This is a genomic window from Streptomyces sp. 11-1-2 (assembly GCF_003595545.1).
In the GTDB taxonomy this organism is placed as follows: Bacteria; Actinomycetota; Actinomycetes; order Streptomycetales; family Streptomycetaceae; genus Streptomyces; species Streptomyces hygroscopicus_B.
The window spans coordinates 7,375,791-7,396,380 of record NZ_CP022545.1; the positions used below are offsets into that span (position 1 = coordinate 7,375,791).

The 20,590-nt window shown below is 66.2% G+C and carries 15 protein-coding genes and 1 pseudogene; 10 read left to right on the forward strand and 6 right to left on the reverse strand.

The annotated features are described in order from the left end of the window. Positions 1 to 7: 7 nt before the first annotated feature. Entirely contained in the window at positions 8 to 1,597 is a 1,590-nt protein-coding gene (locus tag CGL27_RS31800) for a TIGR02677 family protein (protein WP_119991476.1), read from the reverse strand. A 685-nt stretch (positions 1,598 to 2,282) separates the two neighbouring features. Here CGL27_RS31800 and CGL27_RS31805 point away from each other — a divergent pair. The 6 genes from CGL27_RS31805 (at position 2,283) to CGL27_RS52385 (ending at position 8,846) form a co-directional block, all read left to right on the forward strand. Beyond that, positions 2,283 to 3,098, forward strand: coding sequence for a hypothetical protein (locus CGL27_RS31805; protein ID WP_119991477.1), 816 nt, complete (start codon positions 2,283 to 2,285; stop codon positions 3,096 to 3,098). 366 nt (positions 3,099 to 3,464) lie between these two features. Beyond that, the gene (locus tag CGL27_RS31815; RefSeq protein ID WP_119991478.1) at positions 3,465 to 5,141 is read left to right on the forward strand and encodes a hypothetical protein; all 1,677 of its coding nucleotides are present in this window, start codon (positions 3,465 to 3,467) and stop codon (positions 5,139 to 5,141) included. A 383-nt stretch (positions 5,142 to 5,524) separates the two neighbouring features. Beyond that, the gene (locus CGL27_RS31820) at positions 5,525 to 5,794 is read left to right on the forward strand and encodes a hypothetical protein (protein WP_119991479.1); all 270 of its coding nucleotides are present in this window, start codon (positions 5,525 to 5,527) and stop codon (positions 5,792 to 5,794) included. Beyond that, complete coding sequence (locus CGL27_RS31825) at positions 5,787 to 6,422, forward strand: DUF6879 family protein (protein ID WP_119991480.1); 636 nt, start codon at positions 5,787 to 5,789, stop codon at positions 6,420 to 6,422. Before CGL27_RS31820 ends, CGL27_RS31825 begins: the two co-directional genes overlap by 8 nt. Positions 6,423 to 6,516: 94 nt before the next feature. Next, positions 6,517 to 7,740 (forward strand): hypothetical protein, encoded by a 1,224-nt coding sequence (locus tag CGL27_RS52380; protein ID WP_240450710.1) that lies wholly within the window; start codon positions 6,517 to 6,519, stop codon positions 7,738 to 7,740. After that, entirely contained in the window at positions 7,701 to 8,846 is a 1,146-nt protein-coding gene (locus CGL27_RS52385; RefSeq protein WP_240450711.1) for a tetratricopeptide repeat protein, read from the forward strand. The genes CGL27_RS52380 and CGL27_RS52385 overlap by 40 nt, the downstream gene beginning before the upstream one ends. A 150-nt stretch (positions 8,847 to 8,996) precedes the next feature. Here the strand turns inward: CGL27_RS52385 and CGL27_RS31835 are convergent, their stop codons facing one another. Beyond that, a complete protein-coding gene (locus tag CGL27_RS31835) occupies positions 8,997 to 9,221 on the reverse strand; it encodes a DUF397 domain-containing protein (RefSeq protein ID WP_119991481.1) in 225 nt (74 codons plus the stop codon). Between the two features lie 3 nt (positions 9,222 to 9,224). Further along, positions 9,225 to 10,100, reverse strand: coding sequence for a helix-turn-helix transcriptional regulator (locus CGL27_RS31840; RefSeq protein ID WP_162953106.1), 876 nt, complete (start codon positions 10,098 to 10,100; stop codon positions 9,225 to 9,227). A 296-nt stretch (positions 10,101 to 10,396) separates the two neighbouring features. Between CGL27_RS31840 and CGL27_RS31845 the strand changes: the two genes are divergently transcribed. The 4 genes from CGL27_RS31845 (at position 10,397) to CGL27_RS31865 (ending at position 16,901) form a co-directional block, all read left to right on the forward strand. Next, the gene (locus CGL27_RS31845; protein WP_119991483.1) at positions 10,397 to 11,050 is read left to right on the forward strand and encodes an ATP-binding protein; all 654 of its coding nucleotides are present in this window, start codon (positions 10,397 to 10,399) and stop codon (positions 11,048 to 11,050) included. A 664-nt stretch (positions 11,051 to 11,714) separates the two neighbouring features. Further along, entirely contained in the window at positions 11,715 to 14,111 is a 2,397-nt protein-coding gene (locus CGL27_RS31855) for a DEAD/DEAH box helicase family protein (protein WP_205587778.1), read from the forward strand. 130 nt (positions 14,112 to 14,241) lie between these two features. Further along, complete coding sequence (locus CGL27_RS31860; protein WP_240450712.1) at positions 14,242 to 15,765, forward strand: class I SAM-dependent DNA methyltransferase; 1,524 nt, start codon at positions 14,242 to 14,244, stop codon at positions 15,763 to 15,765. Then, positions 15,762 to 16,901 (forward strand): restriction endonuclease subunit S, encoded by a 1,140-nt coding sequence (locus CGL27_RS31865; protein ID WP_162953107.1) that lies wholly within the window; start codon positions 15,762 to 15,764, stop codon positions 16,899 to 16,901. Before CGL27_RS31860 ends, CGL27_RS31865 begins: the two co-directional genes overlap by 4 nt. A gap of 749 nt (positions 16,902 to 17,650) precedes the next feature. On the opposite strand, the gene CGL27_RS31870 is transcribed toward CGL27_RS31865, so the two are convergent. From CGL27_RS31870 to CGL27_RS31885, 3 genes and pseudogenes are all read right to left on the reverse strand, one after another. Continuing rightward, positions 17,651 to 17,827 (reverse strand): UTRA domain-containing protein, encoded by a 177-nt coding sequence (locus CGL27_RS31870; RefSeq protein WP_240450713.1) that lies wholly within the window; start codon positions 17,825 to 17,827, stop codon positions 17,651 to 17,653. Between the two features lie 245 nt (positions 17,828 to 18,072). Next, positions 18,073 to 19,239 (reverse strand): IS4 family transposase, encoded by a 1,167-nt coding sequence (locus CGL27_RS31880; RefSeq protein WP_240450714.1) that lies wholly within the window; start codon positions 19,237 to 19,239, stop codon positions 18,073 to 18,075. Positions 19,240 to 19,376: 137 nt separating this feature from the next. Continuing rightward, positions 19,377 to 20,148: pseudogene (locus tag CGL27_RS31885) on the reverse strand (transposase family protein). Positions 20,149 to 20,590: the final 442 nt, after the last annotated feature.

Below are 20,590 nucleotides of genomic sequence, written 5' to 3' on the forward strand. Positions count from 1 at the left end.
CTCCCCCTCAATCGTCTCGGCCGGTGCGTGGCTGTCCCGCGCGGCCGGGCCGGGTGAGATCGGTGATCTCGATCAGGTGGTCGGGGCCGCGGAAGGTCCCGCCCGGCGTACGGATTTCGGCTGTCGTCCCGTCGGCGAGGGCCGTCAGCCGGATCTCCATCGAGCCGTCGTTGCTGGTCGCCACCGTGTTCGTCATACCGGGTCGCCACGTGGCCAGGGCATCGCCGAGCAGCTGCAAGAACAGCCCGAAGGCCACCGGGTCGAGTTCTCCCAGCGCGGACAACCGTATGGTGTCGTCCGTCGCGAGCCGGGCACGGGCGGCGGCGATCTCCTCCGCCTGCCTGGCGGCGATCTCGGCGAGCCGGTGTCGCTGCTCGGAGCGGTCCTGCACCCGGCGGGCCCGCCCGCGGCGTTCGTAGCCGCCGGTACGGCGCAGTTGCGGGCTGATCCGCAGCGGCTCGGCCTCGGCCCAGGGCGTGGAGGCGGGCACCGGGCGGGCCGTGCGCTCGGCCAGGGTATCGGCGTCCACGGTCAGATGACGCGCGGAGTACAGACCGAAGGCGGTGCGCCACAGCCGGTGCCGCGCCTCGTCGTCCGGGGCCTCGGCGAACCAGCGGGCCAGGGTACGGAAGTCCGCGGACCGGTCCGAACGCCCGGCCCGCCGCTCGTTCAACTGCCTGACCACCGCGAGGAGTTGCGGGATGGCCCCGAGGGCCCGCCCGCGCAGCAGCCGGGCCTGCGACTCACGGCCGTCCGCGGAGACGAACCAGGCGGTGAGCCCCGACCACTTCGCTACCCACCGCTCATACGCCTGCTCCCCGGCGCTCTCGGCGTCCTCGGGCGCGGCGTCGGCCGCCTCACGGGCCGCCGCCAGCCGCAGCAGCACACCGGCCCGCCCGTCCTGCTCCAGCTCGCCGATGAGCACCGCGATCCGCCCGCCCAGCGTGATCAGGTCCTGGATGAACCGCTCCAGGTACTGGATCAGCCGGTCCTTGTAGGCGAGGAACACCTCGACCTCCACACCGTGCAGATCCATGGTGCGCTGCAGCGACCCCATGAACGCCCGCGCGTTCTCCGCCAGCGCCTCGAACCGGCCCGTCAGCGCCGACAGCGCCAGATGCGCCTTCGCCGCGTCCGGCCCGCCCTCCTCCCGCTCGGCCGCGATCACCAGAAGGGCCCGCAGCTGCGTGACGATGTCGTGCAACGCCACCGCCTGCAGCGCACCGCGCCGCCCCAGCGCCTCGTCGTACACCGACAACGCCTGCTCGGCGGCCTCCCCGGCCTGCGTGAGCTGGTAGATGAACCGCTTGCGGTAGAAGTCCTCGACCGCGGTGACCCGCGAGGTGTCCGGATCCGCCCGCAGATTGCCCCACTCCACGAGGCTGTCCAGCGCCTTCACGACCGCGTCCGGATCCGTCGGCCGATGCTCCGGCGGCAGCGCGGCGTGCACGTCCTCGGGCCGCAGATGCACCGCGAACCGCTCCTTCGCCGCGAGGAACGAACGCATCACCTGACGGTACAAAGCCGCGTTCGGCACGGTCAGATGGATGAACGGCGCGTGCTCGCTGCCGCGCGGACCGGAAGCTGGTGACGTCATCGTCCCGGCATTCTTCCCGACACGTACACCAGGGCGGAAATCTCCGCCGCGGGTATTGACAGGATGCCCCGCCGCTTAGGCGTCACGCCCCGCACGCGCAGAGCGACCGGTCGCTCGCAGACCACACCGACCTCCCACCGAGAGCAGAATGACACGACGTACCTCATCGGCAGCCGGCTCCGCCCCCAGAAACATCGCCGGCCACGAAGAAAACCGTACGGCGCACCACTGACAGATCCGGCGGACGCAGCACGACCGCCGCCACGTGCGGGAGGTGAGGGCGCGGTTCGCCCACGTCCGCGGCCAGATCCTGATAACGGTGACCCGGCTGCCGCACAGCGCGGCGAGGTGATCAGCGGCACGGCTCCTCGACGGTTCCCGGACATCTGAGTGACGGGCTGGTGGACGTCATCCCCGGCACGGACTGACGCTGGTTCGTGGTCCGCATTGCCGCAGCGTGATGTCAGCTGATCGGTCTAATCTCCCCTGCGTACTCATGACATGCGTCGCTTCACCCGATGGCGCCACCGTGCGTATCCCTTCCTTGACGTCGGCCGACGACGATATGCGGCGAGATCCGAACGGCCGTCCCGGTGAATCGAGTGGGCACGTAGACGATCGACGCTGCGACCGCTGCGCACGGGGCCGCCCGTACGCCCACCCGGGGGCGCGCTTGAATGACCGCATGGCTGTGGTCATGGACGAGGAGACAGTGCACGCGTTCGCCGACGACACCGAGGTCACCGAGGGGCGGACGCTGCTCGCCGACGGCGCGGTGATCGAGGCGGAGAGTGAGCAGCGCGGCGTCAGCGGCTTGGTGCGGGACGGCTCGGGCGCCGCCTGCGGCGTATGGGTGCAGGTCGTAGGGCGGGAACTGACGGCGGAATGCGACGGTCCGTGCGCCCTGGCCTCAGGACGCTTGTGCCGACATGCCGTCGCGCTCGCCCTGCACGCCGTCGAACGGCGCCTGCCCTGGCACACTCCGCCCACCACTCGCCGCACGCCCGACGAAGCCCTGCACGCGCTCACCGCCGTGGAGAAGGCCACCGTTCTGGACCGGCTGCTGGACGCTCGGCCCGAACTGCGCACGGAGGCCGACAAGATGGCCGTACGACTGCTCGCTCCGCGTGAACGCACCGAACTGAACGCCCTTCAGGAGGGGACGGCGGCCGATGTCGAGCAGGCCCTGCGCGCCCTGGACACCGACAGTCTGACCACCGGCTACCGCCCCGGCTTCGGGTACACCGACGTATACGAGGCGGCAAGCCGCCTGATCGAGCCGGTCATCGAACAGCACGAGGCCGATGTCCGCCGCCGGCTGGCGCTGGGCGTGCCCGACGCGGCCGAGGCCGTGGCCCTCGGCGTACTCGACGGCCTGGACGCCTGCGAAGGCGACTACCACGGCGACGAGGTGCTGTGCTACGCGGGGGAGAACCTCGCCGAGATCTACGGGTACAAAATCCGTGAACTGATGCGCACCGCGGGCCGGGCCATGGAGTAGGCCCGCCACCGTGCCGATGCGAGGCAGGCTGGGAACACCTGCGACCCGGGGCTGAGCTTCAGGAGGGGGATATCAGGTTGTCGCGGTAGCCGCGCTGTGGGAACCCGGCGGCACCACGCCCTGGGAGCGCGCTCACGGGTCCTGCTGGCGGGCAGCGCGAATCTCGCTGAATCCGGGGCAAGAAGGAACCCGGAAGCCGGGGTGCTCGTCACCGGCGGCGGCGCTCCGCACAGGGCCGCCGAACACATCCGGCGAATGAGGCGCCGGGGTTGGAGGCCAAGCCTGCCGAAGTCGTCAGCTCGCGCCCCTGGCCTCGCCTAGGCTGGCGGAGCATCAAGAGCACAACCACGGCAGAGCGGAAGTACCATGCGCGGCCTCACTGAGGCGAACCTCAAAATGCTGGCCGGCTCCCGTTCCTACGAGCGCGGGGTCGGCTACCTGGACGCGGTGTCCGGGGTCGAGGTCGGTGACGGCTGGGTCACCGCGAGTGTCCACGGCACGGAGCGGTACGAGGTGGAGTTGGCGCTGGACGGGCCCGGCGGGCTTTCCGGTGAGTGTGACTGCCCGTACGGCATGGAGGGCAACTTCTGCAAGCATCTGGTCGCCCTCGGCCTGACGGTGCTCGCCCAGCGAGAGAGCCTGCCGCGGCAGCGGAAGGCGGCCCGGGACCGTGCGCAGGACCTTGACGGGTGGCTGTCCGATCTGTCCAAGGACGAGTTGCTCGCTCTGGTGCGGGAACAGGTCGGCGAGGACCGGCAGTTGCGGCGCCGTCTGGAGCTTCGGGTCGCGAGTGCTCGCGGGGATCTCGCCGCGGTCCGGGCCCGTATCCGTGATCTGCTGGACATCTCACCGTTCGCGCAGTACGGGTATGTCGAGTACGCCGATGCCCGCGCCTACGCCGACCAGGCCGGGCAGGCGGTGTCCGCGATCGGCGCGCTCACCGGTTCGGGCCGGGCCGACGACGCGATCACCCTGGCGCGGGAGGCGATGAAGCTGCTCGCCGACGCGGTGGAGAGCGTCGACGACTCGGACGGATGGCTCGGGCAGGTCGGTGCGGACCTCGCCGCCGCCCACCTCGAAGCGTGCCGTGCGGCACGCCCCGACCCCGGGGAACTCGTGCGCTGGCTGGTGGACCATGCGCTCGGCGACGGGGACGACGGCCTCACGGACATCGACCCGCTCGACTACGAGGAAATCCTCGGCGAAGAGGGGATGGCCGTCCTGCGGAAGTCGGCGGTCGAGGCGTGGCGAGGCAACCGCCGCGGCTGGGCGGAGAAATACCTGATGGAGCGTCTGGCCAAGGCGGGAGGTGACGTCGACGCGGTGATCGCCGTGCATGCGGCCGACCTGTCACCGAACGGCCACACGCACCTGGTCATCGCCCACGAGTTGGACACCGCCCGGCGCCCCGACGAGGCCCTGCGCTGGGCGGAACGCGGCATCCAGAACGCCCGCGACCTCGCCGCCGTCGACACCGCCCTTGTCGACTACCTCTGCGACCGCTACACCCAGGCGGACCGACTGCCGGATGCTGTTGCCCTGCGCCGCGACCACTTCGGCGCCCGCCGCACCCTGCCCGCGTACCAGCAACTGCGAGCCGCCGCCGGGGCCGCGGACTGCTGGCCGGCCGAGCGTGAGGGAGCGCTGGCTCTGCTGCGTGCCGACGCAGAGCAGCAACAGCACTCCCGGTACGGCGGCCCGGCCCTGATCGACGCCCTGCTCGACGACAAGGACACCGACGCGGCCTGGCAAGCCGCCACCGAGACCGGCGCCCACGACCAACAGTGGCTCACGCTCGCCGACCAGGCCCGTGCCGCCCGCCCCGCCGACGCGCTCGGCGTCTACCGGCGCCTGGCCGAACCCCTCACGAAGCAGACGGGCAACGCGATCTACGAGCAGCTCACCAGCCTGCTGCTGAGCATCCGCGACTGCCACCGCCGCCTGGGTACCCAGGACGAGTTCACCACGTACCTCACCGCCCTGCGCGCCGGTCAGAAGCGCAAACGCAACCTGATGCGGCTCCTCGACCAGCACGGCCTGTGAATCCACAACCGGCTCCCGAAAGCCGCGCCTGTACGACCGGAGCCAGGGACGTCCGACGGCCGGTTGAGAATCGTCGTATGGCACGGCCCCCTGTTGTCGTCAGGCGCTTCTCGCAGGCTCGAGTGCCCGGCGGGGGACGCGGCAAATGGGGACGAACCGAGCCGTTGTTGGGCGGGGAGCTGGTGATCCAGACGACCGTCCCGGTGCCGGTGACTCGAGCGCGCACGTAGCCGACCTGCGCTCCGACCACACGGGGAGCAGCCCCTGACGGCTTCCGTGCCACCACCCGGCGGCTCGGCCGTGGGGCGACCCCTACCTACGGGTGTGGTCCTGGATACAGTGGGTAGCCACAGCGTGCTCGACCACCTCGACCGGAGGCAGACATGGCCCGTGCCTGGGAGGCTGACCCGTCCGCGTTATTCGACCGTCGGCTGGGAAAGTCGGCCGAAGAGCTCGGGAACTCCGACGGCAACGACGAGTGTCCGGACATCTGGCAGCTCGACAACGGTGATGTGGCTGTGATCGGCCGGGATCTGACAGCCGTCTACGGCCCCCGCCTGCCGCAGGGCGTGAGCCTCGCTCCTGATGAGCGGCTGGTCGTCATCCCAGGGAACATGCTCAGCGCGGCAAAGAAGGACATCGCCGATGCTTGATCTCCTCGCCCCCGTTCTCGTTCCCGAGCAGGGCGATCGGCTCACCCGCGCCGCCTACAAGCAGGATTTCCGGCAGCGGGAGGACGCGGTCCGTGACGGGAGTTCCTGGAAGCTGGAGCGCCGACAGCATTTCGAGGAGCAGGGCAGTCCGAGCCGGGACGCTCTGCGCCGGGGCGACTGGGAGGAGGCGCTGCGGCTTCTCGCCGACCGGCGCGACTCCCTGGCCGCGGCCGCTCAGGAGGACGAGCGCAGGGGGTATGCCTTTCACCGTGTGCGGGTGGTCGAGAGGCCACTGACGCCGTATGTGCGGTGGGAACTCCACTCCCAGCGGCAGCGTGCGGAGTACGGGCAGCGGACCAGGGTCGTTTCCGCCGAACAGGTGGCCGCCTCGGAGGACACCGGCCCGCTTCCGGAAGTGGTTGTGCTGGGCGGCCGCACCCTCTTCCAAGTCCTGTACACGGAAGCAGGAGTTGCGAACGGCGCGATCCGCTACACCGACCGTGACCTTGTCGAGCGCTGGGAGAACTACATCAAGGCGCTCTACGCGGTGGGTGAAGAGGTGATCTCCTACTTCGACCGTGAGGTGGCGCACCTTGAGCCGCCGACGCTGAGCGCGGGAAGGGAGTAGGCCGATCACAGCGTCAGGCGGACAGGACGAGCACTTCGGCAGCGCCCACTCCGAGCTGTCGGGATCCTCACGTGACGTCGTCCAGGCGAGAAGTGTGCACGGAGGCATCCACTTCCACGCGCAGCGCACACCGGACCCGGGGAGCTCCTCCAGCCCCGTCCCACGCGAGTTACCGGCCGATGTGGGCGGATTCGTCAACCGAACCGATGAGCTTGGCCAGTTGAATGCCGTCCTCACCACCGAGGACGGCGGTCCGCTCGTCGTCTCGGTATACGTGATCGCCGGCACCGCCGGCGCCGGAAAGACATCGTTGGCACTGCGCTGGGCACACCAGGTGCGGGAGCGTTTCCCGGATGGCCAGCTGTACGCCAATCTGCGCGGCTACGACCCCGGAGAGCCGGTCGCGGCACGCGAGGCCCTGCACCGCTTGCTGACCTCGCTCGGTGTCCCGCCCGGAGCCGTACCGCAGGATCTTGACGCGGCCGCCGCGTTGTACCGCTCGTTGCTGTCCGACCGCCGGGTACTGGTCGTCCTGGACAACGCGGCCACCGTCGGCCAGGTCAGACCGTTGCTGCCGGGGAGCGCGCACAGCCTGGTGCTGGTCACCAGCCGCAGCCGCCTGTCCGGCCTCGCCGTCCGCGACGGGGCCCGCCGGCTCACGCTTGGCGTGCTGCCGGAGCCGGAGGCGGTTGCCCTGCTGCGCGTCGTCACCGCGGGATACCGGCCGGTCGATGACGAACGGCAGCTCGCCGAATTGGCCCAACTGTGCGCACGACTTCCGCTCGCTCTGCGGATAGCCGCGGAACGCGCCGCCAGTCACCCCCACCTACGGCTGGCCGACCTGATCGCCGACCTACGCGACGAATCGGCCCTCTGGGACGCCCTGAGCACTGGCGACGACGAGGAAGCCGAAGCCGTCCGCACCGTCTTCTCGCGTGGTCCTATCGCGCCCTGTCCGAGCAAGCCGCCCGCCTGTTCCGCCTGCTCGGCCTACACCCCGGACCCGAGTTCGGGCTGCGGGCCGCCGCCGCCCTGGCAGGGTCGGCCAGCACCAGTCGATCCCGGCAGCTGCTGGACTCTCTGGTCGGTGCTCATCTGCTGGAGCAGACCGCCCAGGACCGTTACCGGTTTCATGACCTTCTGCGCGCCTACGCCATCGACCAGACCCAGCACGAGGAACCGCCAGCCGAGCGGGAGGCAGCTCTGCGCCGCGTGCTGGAGTGGTACCTGCACACCGCCGATGCCGCGCAGAGCTGGATCAACCCCGCCGAGGACCGCGTGCCGCTCACGCTTGCCCTGGATGACGTCATCCCGCTGACGTTCTCCGAGTACGACGCCGCCGCGGACTGGGCTGAGCGGGAGCACGACAACCTCCTCCAGGCGGTACGTATGGCGGCCGACGCCGGGCATGACGGCCTGGCGTGGCAGTTGTCCACGGTTCTGTGGAACGCGCAGTTCCCTTCCGCCTCAGGCACGAGCTGGCCGGCCGTGGGCCGCATCGGGCTGGAGGCAGCCGAACGGTTGGGGGAACGCGCCGCACAAGGCGCACTCCACACCTACCTCGGAATGGCCTACACCCGCATCAACCGCCAGACCGAGAGCCTCGAATCCCACGAGAACGCGCTGACGATCCGGCGCGACCTGGGCGACCGCCTTGGCGAAGCACGCTCACTCAACCTGATCGGGCTGAACCACCTCCGCGCCAGACGACTCGACCCCGCTGCCCGCCACTTCGAGCAGGCCATCTCCGCCTTCCAGGAGCAGGACACCGCCCACTGGGCCGCCACGGCGATGTCCAACCTCGCGACCACCCACTACCGCGCCGGGCGACTTCCGGAGGCGGCAACCGTCATCGACCAGGCCCTGGCAGCGCACCGAACCCTCAGTGATCAGCGTGGCGAGGGCAACATCCTGCGCGTGCTGAGCGACGTCCAACGCGAACGGGGCGAAGTCGAGGCATCCCTGGCCTCGGCCCAGGCCGCCCTCGACATCGCACTCAGCCTCCGTAACCTGCGCCTGGAGGGCTTCTGGCTGCTGACTTTCGGCGATGCCCAGCAGGCCAAGGACCAGTACGCCGAGGCCCTGACCTCCTACCAGCGGTCCGCCACACTCCACCGACGCCTCGCCGACCGCAGCCGAGAGGCGCTGGCCTGGCAGGGGGTTGGTGAGGTGTACCGCCGGCTCGGGCGTCACGCCGAGGCGGCCGACTTCCACCGGCAGGCCGCCTCGGCGCATCGCGATCTCGGCGATGAGTGGCACCAAGCCCTGGCCCTCGATGGCCTGGCCTCGGCTGTACTCGGAGAAAGCCCTGAGGAAGCCCGTCGGCACTGGACACAGGCGCTGAGGCTCCTCGCTGCTTTCGATGACCCTCGCGCGGTCGCAGTGCGCGACACCATCGAAAGCGGACTAACCGAAACAAGCTGAAGTATCGACTGAGGCGGAGGCCGACGTGGACAGGGGCGGGGCCGCTGATTCGGTGGCGCTCATCTTCTTGGCTGCTTCCCACCTCCGCCTCCCGGCCGATCAGCCGAAGGATTCGCAAGTTGAACCGGTGAGCTGTTCCGAAAGATCGAGTTAAAGATTGTCAAAGTCCCCAGCGGTCATGCCTGCCTTGAAGGCTCGCCACTCACCGGAAGTGAAGCAGAGATGCGGGCCAGATGGGTTCTTCGAATCACGAACGGCCACCCCTCCACCGGGGAGTGGCGCCAGCTCGAAGCACTCACCATTGTTCGCGGTGAAGCTGCTCTTCTGCCAGGCGAGGGGTGCAGGGTCGATCGAGTAGAGGTCTATCTTCTCCATCAGTTAGCTTCCCCTGTTTCTCGTACCAGCGATGACGTCGCGGCTCTCCTCTGGGGAGAGGGCCGCATCGGTGAGACTGCGGAACAGCCGGTGCAGGCGTCGCAGGTCCCGTGGGTCGTCCATCGTCAAGCTACCAGCGACCGACTCACCGAAGGCCACGTCGGGCACGTCTTCGTCCGAGAACTGGAGAATCCTGAAGGCTGAGATCTGAGCGGCCTGTTCACCTTTCTCGTAGGGGATGACGCGTAGGTCGACGCTGGGATGCGCTGAGATCTCCACCAGATGTCCCAACTGTTCTTGGTGCGTCCGTGCACCGCCGACCTGGAAGTCCAGGGCCGCCTGCGCGATGACGTAGTGGCACTCCAGTGGAGCTGTCGTTTCGTGGAGACAATGCCGCTGACGCAGGCTGCGCACCTCGACAAGCGCCTCGATCTGGTCTGGCCCCAGCGAGGCGAAGCCGACGCTGGTCACCGCCGCCGCGTAAGCCTCTGTCTGCAAGAGCCCTGGCAGGATGCCGATTTGATACTCGTGGACAGTCGAGGCTGCCGCCTCGAACCCGAGGAAGCGTTCGTACTGCGCGCTGATCACTTCGCCGTACGGCGCCCACCACGGCTGGCGTCGCTCCCGGGCGGATGCGTGCAGCTCGGCAAGTTCGTCACGCTGGTCAGCAGAGACCTCGTAGAGGTCCATGAGCTGGGCGAAGTGCCGCTGGGAGCAGACCCGCTTTCCGTTCTCGATCCGGCTGATCAAGGAGACGTCGCAGCCGAGCGCCGCCGCAACCTCCGCGATGGTGAAGCGATTGGCTTCATGTCGCAGACGCCGCAGAGCCCGGCCGAACGTGACGCGAGACATCAGCAAGGTGCTGTTGCTGTTGGTCATTGCTTCTCCCTGTGCCCGCGAGCTGCCCTCAAAGACCGGGCGGATGAGGGACATTCTCGATCCTGATGTAGCCAGAAACGATCAATCAGCAACGTCGTGTCAATTGACACGAAGTGTGACTTGACGATGCCTGGCTGCGGGGTGCAGCTTAGCGTTCATGACGTTATGCGCTCAACTGAACGCTGAGCGTGGCAAAGCTCCGTGCGATGACTCAGAGGCACGGGTAACTGACGACCGAGCACGTTCCCGCTCTCACCTCGGAGTTCGAACGGCTCGCTGGATCGGTGGGAGCTGTCGTGAGCGAACCGTACGAAGTCAAGTTTCACCTGCCCCGTCGACGGAGCAGCGTTCCGCGGGCGCGGGCGCTGCTGCATTCCGTGCTCGCCGACTGGGGTGTCGGGCAGGAGGCCGCGGAGGTGGGGGAGCTGGTGTTGTCGGAGCTGGTGACCAATGCCCTGCGTGTACGTGTGCCCAATGACCGACTGGTGGAGGTGCGGATCACGCGGCTGGTGGATGAGGGCGTGCTACGGCTCGGAGTCAGCGACGCCGGCGAGGGCAAGCCGGAGGTGCGGAAGCCGGAAGAGGACGAGACGGGCGGGCGAGGGCTGCTACTCGTGGAGGCTCTGGCTCATCGCTGGGGCTATGAAAGGCGCGCCTGCGGGATCGGTAAAACCGTCTGGGTCGAGCTGAAAGCCCCGGATCTGGTGCCGGAACGGGACGGGGTGGAGGTCGCCGCGTTGACGGTCCGAGCCGGTCAGTGTGTACGGGTGTGGGGTGAGTGGCGCACCGTCCGCAGTGTGGGCGCCCAGCAGCGCACATCGGGCGGGCTCACCGTGGTGCTAGCCCTGGACGACGGCTCGGCAGTGCGAATCGATGCTGCCGAGCCGCTGACCGTCCGAGACGCTGGCGCGCCCTCCTCAAGTCGAGAACAGGGGCAGGAGTGGGGATAGGGAGCGGCCGCTCACGGGCGTCAGATCGTGCGCTCCTGCTCATGTCGTTTGGCCATCGGGGCACCGCCCCGATGGGCTGGGGGCTCGTCGTAACCACCCCGCGGCGCAGGCTCCTGGCTTCGTGTTATCGGCCGAACCACCACGTACCTGTGGACCCCGTCAGCGAGCGTTTACGCCCGGCCCGAAGCCAGTTCATCAGGTCGAAGCCATACCGGTGGACGAACACCGCACACTCCTCACGGGTGTGCCACCTGTGCCGCTCGTAGTAGATCGCGGTGAGGATCAAGTCCCACTCGCGCGGGGCCAGGGCGAGGCCACCGAGATGGACCAGGACGGCGTGGCCGTCGCGGTGACGAATAAGTCGGCCTAGTGAAGCTTGACCACGCTTCCCGAGATTCCCCGCTGTTTCCCGCTCGACCTGGTGCGCTTGCGTGCATGCGTGCTCCCTTCTCCGCCCCACCGGCGCCTATCGCTTCTGCGCCCTGTAGCGCCTCGTCAGTGCAGTGATCCGTTCGTGGTCCGCCCTGCCCCCTCGCGGACGGCCGAACAGGGCACCACAAACAAGATCCTTTTACGAGTTCCAAAGACTCAAGTCCCGCTCTGAGCACGGGTGTACAGCTCCAGGACGGTTCGGTTGTCAGTGATTTGGCGTACCGTGATGACCATGGTTGACAAGGGGCGGGACGAAGCGACCATGTGCCGGGACTACGTGCTTCCGCGTCTGAAGGATGAGTCGGGGTGGTTGCCTGGTCAGATCAGGGAGCAGGTGCCGGTCACGGCAGGACGGATCGTGCGGGCCGGCCGGTCTCATCGCCGGCAGCGGCCCCTTCAGGCCGACTTCGTCCTGGAGATCGCCGAGGGCGTCCCGGTAGCAGTCGTCGAAGCCAAGCGCGAGTTCGCTGATCCTCGCGACGGCTTGCAGCAGGCCAAGGCGTACGCCGAGCAGCTCGACTTGCCCATGGCTATCTCGACTAACGGCCATGGCGTCGCCGTGTTCAACTTCCTGACCGGTGAAGAGACCAGCCCCGAGTACTTCCCGCGCCCAGACGAACTGTGGGGACTGTATCTGAACCACCAGGGCATCACCGACAGCACTATTTCGGATGTACTGCGCGAGCCCTTCAGCCGCATGCTGAAGCACGCTGACGGAACACCGAAGGAACCTCGCTACTACCAGCGCATTGCCATCCACCGCACGGTGGCTGCTTGCCTGGGTGGCCAGCGTGACCGTTTGTTGCTCACCATGGCGACCGGCACCGGCAAGACGTTCACGGCGATGCAGATCGTCTGGAAGTTGATGCAGTACTGGGAGCACACCGGGCAGACCGGTCTCAAGCGTGTCCTCTACCTGACTGACCGCGACAGCCTCATCGAGCAGCCGATGCGGAACGAATTCACGCCCGTCTTCGGTGAGGCGGTCCACCGCATCCGCGGTGAGAAAGACACCGCCCGCAGCATCTACTTCGCCACCTACCAAGCTCTGACCAACGTGGCTCGTGCCGACCTGTTCAAGGAATATGGGCCCGACTTCTTCGATTTGGTCATCGTCGATGAATGCCATCGAGGCAGTGCCAACGAGCAGTCCAGTTGGCGGGCGATCCTTGACCATTTCAGCCCAGCGATTCAGCTGGGTCTGACCGCTACCCCCAAGCGTGCCGCAAACGTCGACACGTACAAGTACTTCGGCGAACCCCTCTACACCTACTCGCTCAAGCAGGGTATTGCGGACGGGTACCTGGCGCCTTACCGAGTGCGTCGCGTCGTGCTCAGTCCGGATGCCGAGGGGGTCCAGATCACCGCTGGCGAGGTCGATAAGTACCAGCGTGAAATCCCCGAAGGCTTGTATGAGACGAAGGACTTCGAGCACATCATTTCGCTCCTGAAGCGGACTGATGCGGCGGCTCAGTACCTCACGGACTACCTCCATGACACTGACCGCATGGGAAAGATGGTCATCTTCTGCGTCGATTCGGACCACGCGCTCGATATGCGGCAGGCCATGACCAACGCCAACAAGGACATGTCGCGCATCCATAAGGACTATGCAGCCCGCATTGTGAGTAAGGAGGGTGACTGGGGAAAACAGAAGTTGGAGCAGTTCCAGGATCCTGAGACGTTGGCTCCCGTTGTGGCCACCACGTCGCGCATGCTGTCAACGGGCGTCGACATTCCGACCCTCCGCACCGTGGTGCTGTTCCGCCCAGTTGGGTCCGTGCATGAGTTCAAGCAGATCATCGGCCGGGGAACGCGGCTGGCTGAAGACTACGACAAGCTGTCGTTCGAGATCATCGACTTCGTCGGCGCGACCGTCCTGTTCGAGGACGCTGAGTTCGATGGTCCAGCCGAGTACGAGGTCGAGGACACGATCAACGACGACGGTCAGGTGGTCTGTGACCCAGAGTCGGTGGAGCCGGAGACCGACTCATCTGATGCGTCCCCAACTGACGAGGACGAGGACCAAGAGCAGCCGCTGGCCGCTCCTGCACCGCCCCGTAAATTCGTCGTGGAAGATACGGAGGTGGAGATCACCGCGGAGGGCGTCTGGATGACGGAACCCGGTAGTGACCAGCTCCGCCTTGTCGAGTACCGCGACTACGCCCGGGGGGTGGTGCGAAAGCTCTTCCTTGGACCCGACAAGCTGCGCGCTCGTTGGCGGACGGCCCCCTCGCGCAGTGAAATCGCCGAAGCGCTGGGTGCCCGAGGCATCGCTCTGGACGAGCTGTGCCAGCGGACAGGGTTGACCGATGCGGATCCCCTGGACGTGCTGGCCCATGTGGCTTGGAACGAGCCAGCCATCAGCCGCCACGAGCGCGTCTACCGGGCCAAGCGTGCGAAGGGTGACTTCTTCGAGCCGTTGCCTGAGGAAGCTCGGGCTGTCATCGACGAGCTTCTCGATCGGTACGCCGTGCACGGCGCAGGAGAGCTGGAGAAGCTGGAGGTACTGAAGCTGGAGCCGATGCGTCGGCACGGTTCGCTGAGAGAGATCGCAAGCCTCTTCGGCGGACCGGAGCGCCTCCGTCATACGTGGGATGAGCTCCAGAAAGTCCTCTACGCGGCCTGAAAGCGGCTACCCTCCCGAAGGCGGGGACGAGGCTTCAGGCTGTCACTGAGGCTCCTCGCCCCCATGATCCGAAGGCTCGCATCGGCCTGCCCGCTGCCAAGCCTTACCGTTCTGTCCGGAGAGAACTCGCGTGAGCACTCTGTTCAATCTGCCTGATGAGACCACTGCACGACCAGCGGGTGAGCGGCGTGCCAAGGTCGCTGACCTCAACGCCATCATCAAGCGGGCGCGTGACATCATGCGGAAGGATTCGGGTCTCAACGGCGACATTGAGCGAATTCCCCAGTTCTCCTGGCTGCTCTTTCTCAAGGCCCTGGATGCGCAAGAGGAGGACCGGGAAGACTTCGGCGAGGGAACCTTTGAGCCGCTGATTGAGGAGCCCTACCGCTGGCGAGACTGGGCCGGCTGCCCCGAGAAGCAACGCCGCACAGGCGACACGCTCACGGAGTTCGTAAACGCCGAACTCTTGCCTTATCTGGCCAGGCGATCCGGCTCGTCTGAGCTTGACGTCATCGGGACGATCTTTAAGGAAGTCCAGAACCGGATGCGATCCGGCTACCTGCTTCGCTCGGTCGTAGACACCATCGCGGGCATTGATTTCCATGCTCAGAGCGAGGTCTACACCATGGCTCATGTCTACGAGTCCATGCTCCAGGAGCTGCGGGACGCCGCTGGCGATTCGGGCGAATTTTATACGCCTCGGGCTGTGGTGCGCTTCATGGTTCGCATGACTGATCCTAACCCTCATGAGAGGGTTCTTGACCCGGCCTGCGGCACAGGTGGGTTTCTCGTAGAAACCTTTGAATATCTCCGTAAGCAGTATGCCGATGGCATGAGTGCGGAGGAGGCCGACGCCATCGACGCCAACCTGCAGGGGATCGAGAAGAAGTCTCTGCCATATCTGCTGGCGACGATGAATCTGCTCCTGCACGGTGTCAATCGCCCGAATCTGACGCTTGACAACACCCTGCACCATCCGATCGCTTCCCACCGGCATCATCGAGTTGACGTGGTTCTGACCAACCCACCGTTTGGCGGTGAGGAGGAATCCCGCGTACTGAAGAACTTCCCAACGGAAAAACGCACCAATGACACGGCATGGCTCTTCCTGCAAGTCATTATGGAGCGCCTGAAGGAGGGTGGGCGTTGCGCGGTTGTGGTTCCAAATAACATTCTTTTCGAAGGTGGGGTCGGAGAGAAGGTCCGTCGGCAGCTGCTGGACAACTTCGATCTCCATACTGTTTTGAGACTTCCGAACGGAGTTTTCGCCCCATACACCCTTATCCCATCCAACGTCCTATTCTTCGACCGGACGGGACCGACGAAAGCCACCTGGTTCTATGAGTTGCCGCTTCCAGATGGTCGGCGCAACTTCACTAAGACGAAACCGATGACCGATGCTCATCTTGCTGATGTTGAGGCATGGTGGGGTGGCTCCGAACGTACTAGCCGTGTAGAGACTCGACATGCCTGGCGGGTCCCTCGCAAGGCGCTCAACGAGCTACTTGACCTAGATGTGCGAAACCCGTACCAGGACAAAACGCAGGTTCACCGCGAGCCAGCTGACATAATTCGGGAACTCATTCAAGCCGAGGAAGGGATCCTGACACTGCTGAGGAAAGTCCAGGAAGATCTGAGGGGTAGCGACCAGTGAAGCTCCTGAGCGAAGCCCTTAGCATTTCCATTGACGCCGTCTCTGTATCGCCTAACGATCGGTTTGATATTGCTGGGGTTTACGGATTCGGCCGAGGGATGTTTACTCGTGAGCCAATCCGAGGGAGTGAGACCAGCTACCCGAAGTTGCATCGCCTTCACGCAGGTAGCGTCGTGCTCAGTCGCCTCAAGGCGTTTGAGGGAGCTATCGCTGTTGTTCCAGAGCGCCTTGATGGCTGGTTCCTCTCTCCCGAGTTCCCGACATTTACGATCAATCCCGACGTAGCAGATTCTGCCTACCTTCAACACCTCTTCCGATGGCCGGGGTTTTGGGAACTCTTGCGGGGCGAGTCCCGCGGCGTCGGGGCTCGCCGCGAGCGAGTAAGCGCCCAGCGAATGCTCTCGATCAAAGCGCCTCTACCTGATTCGATTGATGAACAGCAGGAAATCGCAGCTCGACTTGACCGTCTTTATGGGGCGCGGAACTACAGTGTTGAGAGAACGGAACATGCCGAAGGCTTGGTTGCGTCCTTGCATAATAGCCTTTGCAAGGTAGAAGCTCCTCATGTTCGCGTTGGCTCAGTCATGGAACTCTCTCGGGTCTCAGTTTCGATTGATCCAGAGCAGGAGTACTCTCAGATCGGTGTTTACTCCTTCGGTAAGGGGGTTATCCGTCGAGAACCGCAACTCGGTTCGACGCTGAGTAAGCTCAAGTACTACCGGATTCCCGCCGACGCCTTGGTGCTTAGTAATATTCAGGCTTGGGAGAAGGCGATCGCACTGTCAGAAGAGTCTGACGTCGACCGCGTTGCTTCGCAGCGCTTCCTCCCCTATGTGCCTAAAAAGCAAGACGATATCGACATGGGCTATATGAGGTACTACTTCCTCAGTGAAGCTGGTCACCCGCTGATCCTTAAGAGCTCCCCTGGGACCACGGCACGCAATCGCACGCTGGGAATCAAGGCTTTTGAGAATCTAATTATCTCTCTTCCGGATAAAAATACTCAGCTTCGCATCTCATCTCTGCTTGACAGTGCATATGAGATCATTCGCAGAATGAAGCAGCGTAATCAAGAACTCGATGCTTTGTACCAGGCTGCTCTCGGCGAGGTATTCGGCGCAGCCACAGCAAGCTGAAGTTGCCCCCCTGGGCGGCTCAAGCACTGCAGGGTTCGGCGCCTGCCCAGTTCCTCGCTGTGGGGGCTGGAGTCGTAGCCCTTGTCGCCGAGCAGCGAATCGGGGCATGCGGGCCTGGTGACTTCTCCGGCCAGGGCGGCAGCAGCGGTTCGATCAGCGTCCGCAAGTCGTCGTCCACGATCCACGGCCGAGTACTCACACCATCCCGAACGGCTGAATCTTCACATCGGTCACGCCCGAAGAGGGCACCACAACAAGATCCTGTTATGAGCTCCAAGGGCGTTCTAACCGATGAACGCTGCCCCTTCTCGGCCCATACCTGCCACGCTCCCATCCCGTCTGCCGTCGACCCACACACCGTGGAGCAGGCGCGGCACCGGGCGTCCAGGTGGAGCGCGCCACTGTACGAACGACCTGGACGCCCGGTGCCGGGCCTGCTCGGCTCTGCCAGGGTCGACGGCAGACGGGATGGGAGCCTCCCGCAGCAACCACACGACGGCTGGCGCTCGCACATGGCGCCCCCCATCTCGGAGCCTGAGCGCCCCCGCCGGAGGCTGTCTTTCAACGGCACCCGCACAGGTGATCAATGTTCGGCTTCGGCGCCCCCTGGACCTGCGCGGCCCGGGGCCGGCCGGGCCGGAGCGGGGCGGAGACAGGAGCACAGGCTCGGCCGGGGGTCGGGCCGCGCGCGGTGAGCGGAGCGAGCCGCCTTGATGACGTGGAGAAAATCTGAGCCAACTCGGGCTGTGCTACAGCCGGAGCGACAGCTCCAGCTCGTCGCCGGGTAGGTGGAATTCCTCCAGAGCGAGGGGCCTGTCTGACTCGGTGAGGGTCACGCGGATGATGTGGAGCAGGGGGACCCCGTCGGCGAGGCGTAGCGCTTGGGCCTGGTCCGGTAGGGGCATGCGGGTGCGGACATACTCCATGAAGTGGAGTTCGTGGCCTAAAGGCAATGCCGTTGCGTTACGGGCCTGCGGGTTCGGGTCTTGTGATGAGGATGGCTTGCGTGCCGGTGCGGGTCGGTTGCGGCCAGAGACGGTGTTCAGCCCGTTTGAGCTGGTAACTGGACATCTTGCGTTTCACGGCTCGGGGCTGGCTGCGCAGGCGTCTGGCAGGCAGGAGTCGTTCCAAAAGGTCCTGCTCGAGCATCACCAAGGCCCTGACCAGCAGGTCAGGGGGAAAAGCTGCCCGGTGTAACGGTCACGCTGCGCCGGGCAGAGCGCAGGGTCTCGGTGAAGGAGACCCGATCGGGGTCCAGACCACGGGTGGCGGCCGTTCTCAGCATGAGCTCGCGCAGGGCGTGGTGGACCAGCAGGTGTGCCCAGATCTGCTGACGGACACCATCAGGGGTCTTGCTGCTCAGTACGACACGGGCGCCGCGCTGACGGGTCTTGATCTCGGCGAAGACGGACTCGACCTCCCAGCGTTCGTGGTAGAGCGCGGCCAGTTGCCGGGCCGGATGGCGTCGGGCATCCAGCAGGGTGGTGACCAGCCGGTAGCCGTCAGCGGCACCCTCACCGCCCTGGCCCTTGAGCTGGTAGGCCAGAACCCGGACGGTGACTGGCTCATGCCGGGCAGGGCCGCTGCTTGCCCGGATCTGCGAGAGCCATGACCCGTCCCGGAACTGCTTGAGGACCGGCAGGACACGGTTGGCGGGCACTCGCCACAGCAGATCGGCGCCGGTGGCGGTGAAGGCCTGCCACAACGGGACACCGAGGAACTCACGGTCGGCCAGGACGAGCTGGTCCGGGCCGAGTGACCGTGGCAGGCGGCCGACCAGGGTGACTTCACCGGTGCGGCAGCCGGCGAGTTCCGCGTCCAGCACCGCATGGCTGCCCACCTCCACCAACGCAGCCATCCGCACCTGCACGAACGCGCTCCTGCCCGGCCCGCGGCCGTTGCCCGGACGCCCGAACGCGGCCTCGTTGGCTTCGCTGTCCGCGACGTCCCAGCACGTCCCGTCCACCGCCAGCAGCCGCAAGCCCCGCCAGAACGCGCCGGGGGTCGCCTCGGTAGCCATCGGCTTGGCGGTCGTGGCGAACAGCACCCGCAACGGCTCACAGCCCAGCCGCTGCCGGGCCCGAAACAGCGAGGACTTCGCCGGTACATGCCAGCCGCCCAGCAGCCCCTGGCCCCGCAGCCCCTCCACCAGATGCCGCATCACTTCCAGATACGGAGCCGGAGAGAACAACGCCAGCCCCAGCACGAAGTACACCACCAACCGCGCGGGAAGCAGCCGTCTGCGTTGCTCCGCGCACCCGCAAGCCGCCACCACCCGATCCACCAACCCCGGCGGATACACCCAGGTCAACAGCCCCAGACCCGATAACTCAGACACACGCGCAGACACCCGAACCACCCCTGGGACCACTACCCAAGAACCCACGCCCAAGGCCTAAAACAACGGCATTGGGCCTAAAGGGTGTTGCAGAAGGGTGGGTGTGTGCAGGTCGGAGTGGCGTCTGACCTGCTTGTTCATGCTGTACGGGCGAGGTTGTGCATGGTGGCGACTGCCTGGACGGCGTGGTGGAGGCCGACTCCCTTCTGTCGGCAGTCGCGGAGGATCTTCCAGTTCTTCATGCGGGCGAAAGTGTGCTCGACGCGGGCACGGACGCGTCGGTGTTCGGCGTTGTCTTCCTCCTGGGCCCGCAGCAGGGGGCGTCCTGTTCTCTTGCGGTGCGGGACGATGAGGCCGGTTCCCAAGTAGGCGCCGTCGGCGAGTACGGGGGTGCCTTCGCAGTGGGCGCGCAGGCCGGAGGCCCGCCAGACGTGGGCGTCGGCTTTGTTGCCGGGTGCCGGAGGGGCGGTGGCGACGGCCAGACGGGTGTCGGCATCTGATGATGACCTGCACGTTTGCCGAGAAGCGGTAGTTACGCGACGAGGCACCCACCGTCCGGTCGCGAACGGGGATGAGCGTGCCGTCCACGATCCACAACCGCTCGACGTCGGCGACCGGTCGTGGGGCCGGCGCCAGTGCGAGCATAGGCCCCAGCCGCTGGATGACCCGGCAGACGGTGGCCGGGAAGATCCCGAAGAGCGGGGCGAGCTGCCGCATTGTGAGGTTGGTGCGGTAGTAGACGGCCACCAGCAGCACCCGGTCGGCCAGCGGCAGACACCACGGGCGACCGCCTCCGGGCCCGTTGCCGCCCCGCTCACGCACCACCTTCAACAGGCTCGCGAAGCCACTCATCCGCAAGCCCGTGAACGTCTCCACCCACAACCGCTCAGCCCGCAACACCCCACCCATACAGGGAAAATGCCCAACCGACCGCGTTCTGCAACACCCTTTAGAACTTCCCGTGGTCAGCCCGGGTGAACGCAATGGCCAGTCGGAGAGCTTGGTAGGGGCGACGCGAAATAAATCGAGATTGGTAAACCCCCTTCCGCTCCTCATGGAATGCCATGAACTGTGAATGCTCGGGCGCACTATCACGTGTAGCCAGTGGTGAGTGGCTCGGATGAGCCGAAGACGTTTCCCCTGTCGTTTCCATCCTCGTTTCGGTCGGCGTGTCCGGGGCCGTCCTTGGATGCGACGCCCCCGTGCAGGGCATCACCGCAGGCCGGGCCGTAGACGAGCCGGCTGCTGGCGAGGGCGACTGTATATCGGTAAAGCGAAGCATCCCGATCTACTGGTCAGCGCGGCCGGGCGTGCGCGGATCGCGTGTTGCTGGTTGCTCGGCTGCTGAGCC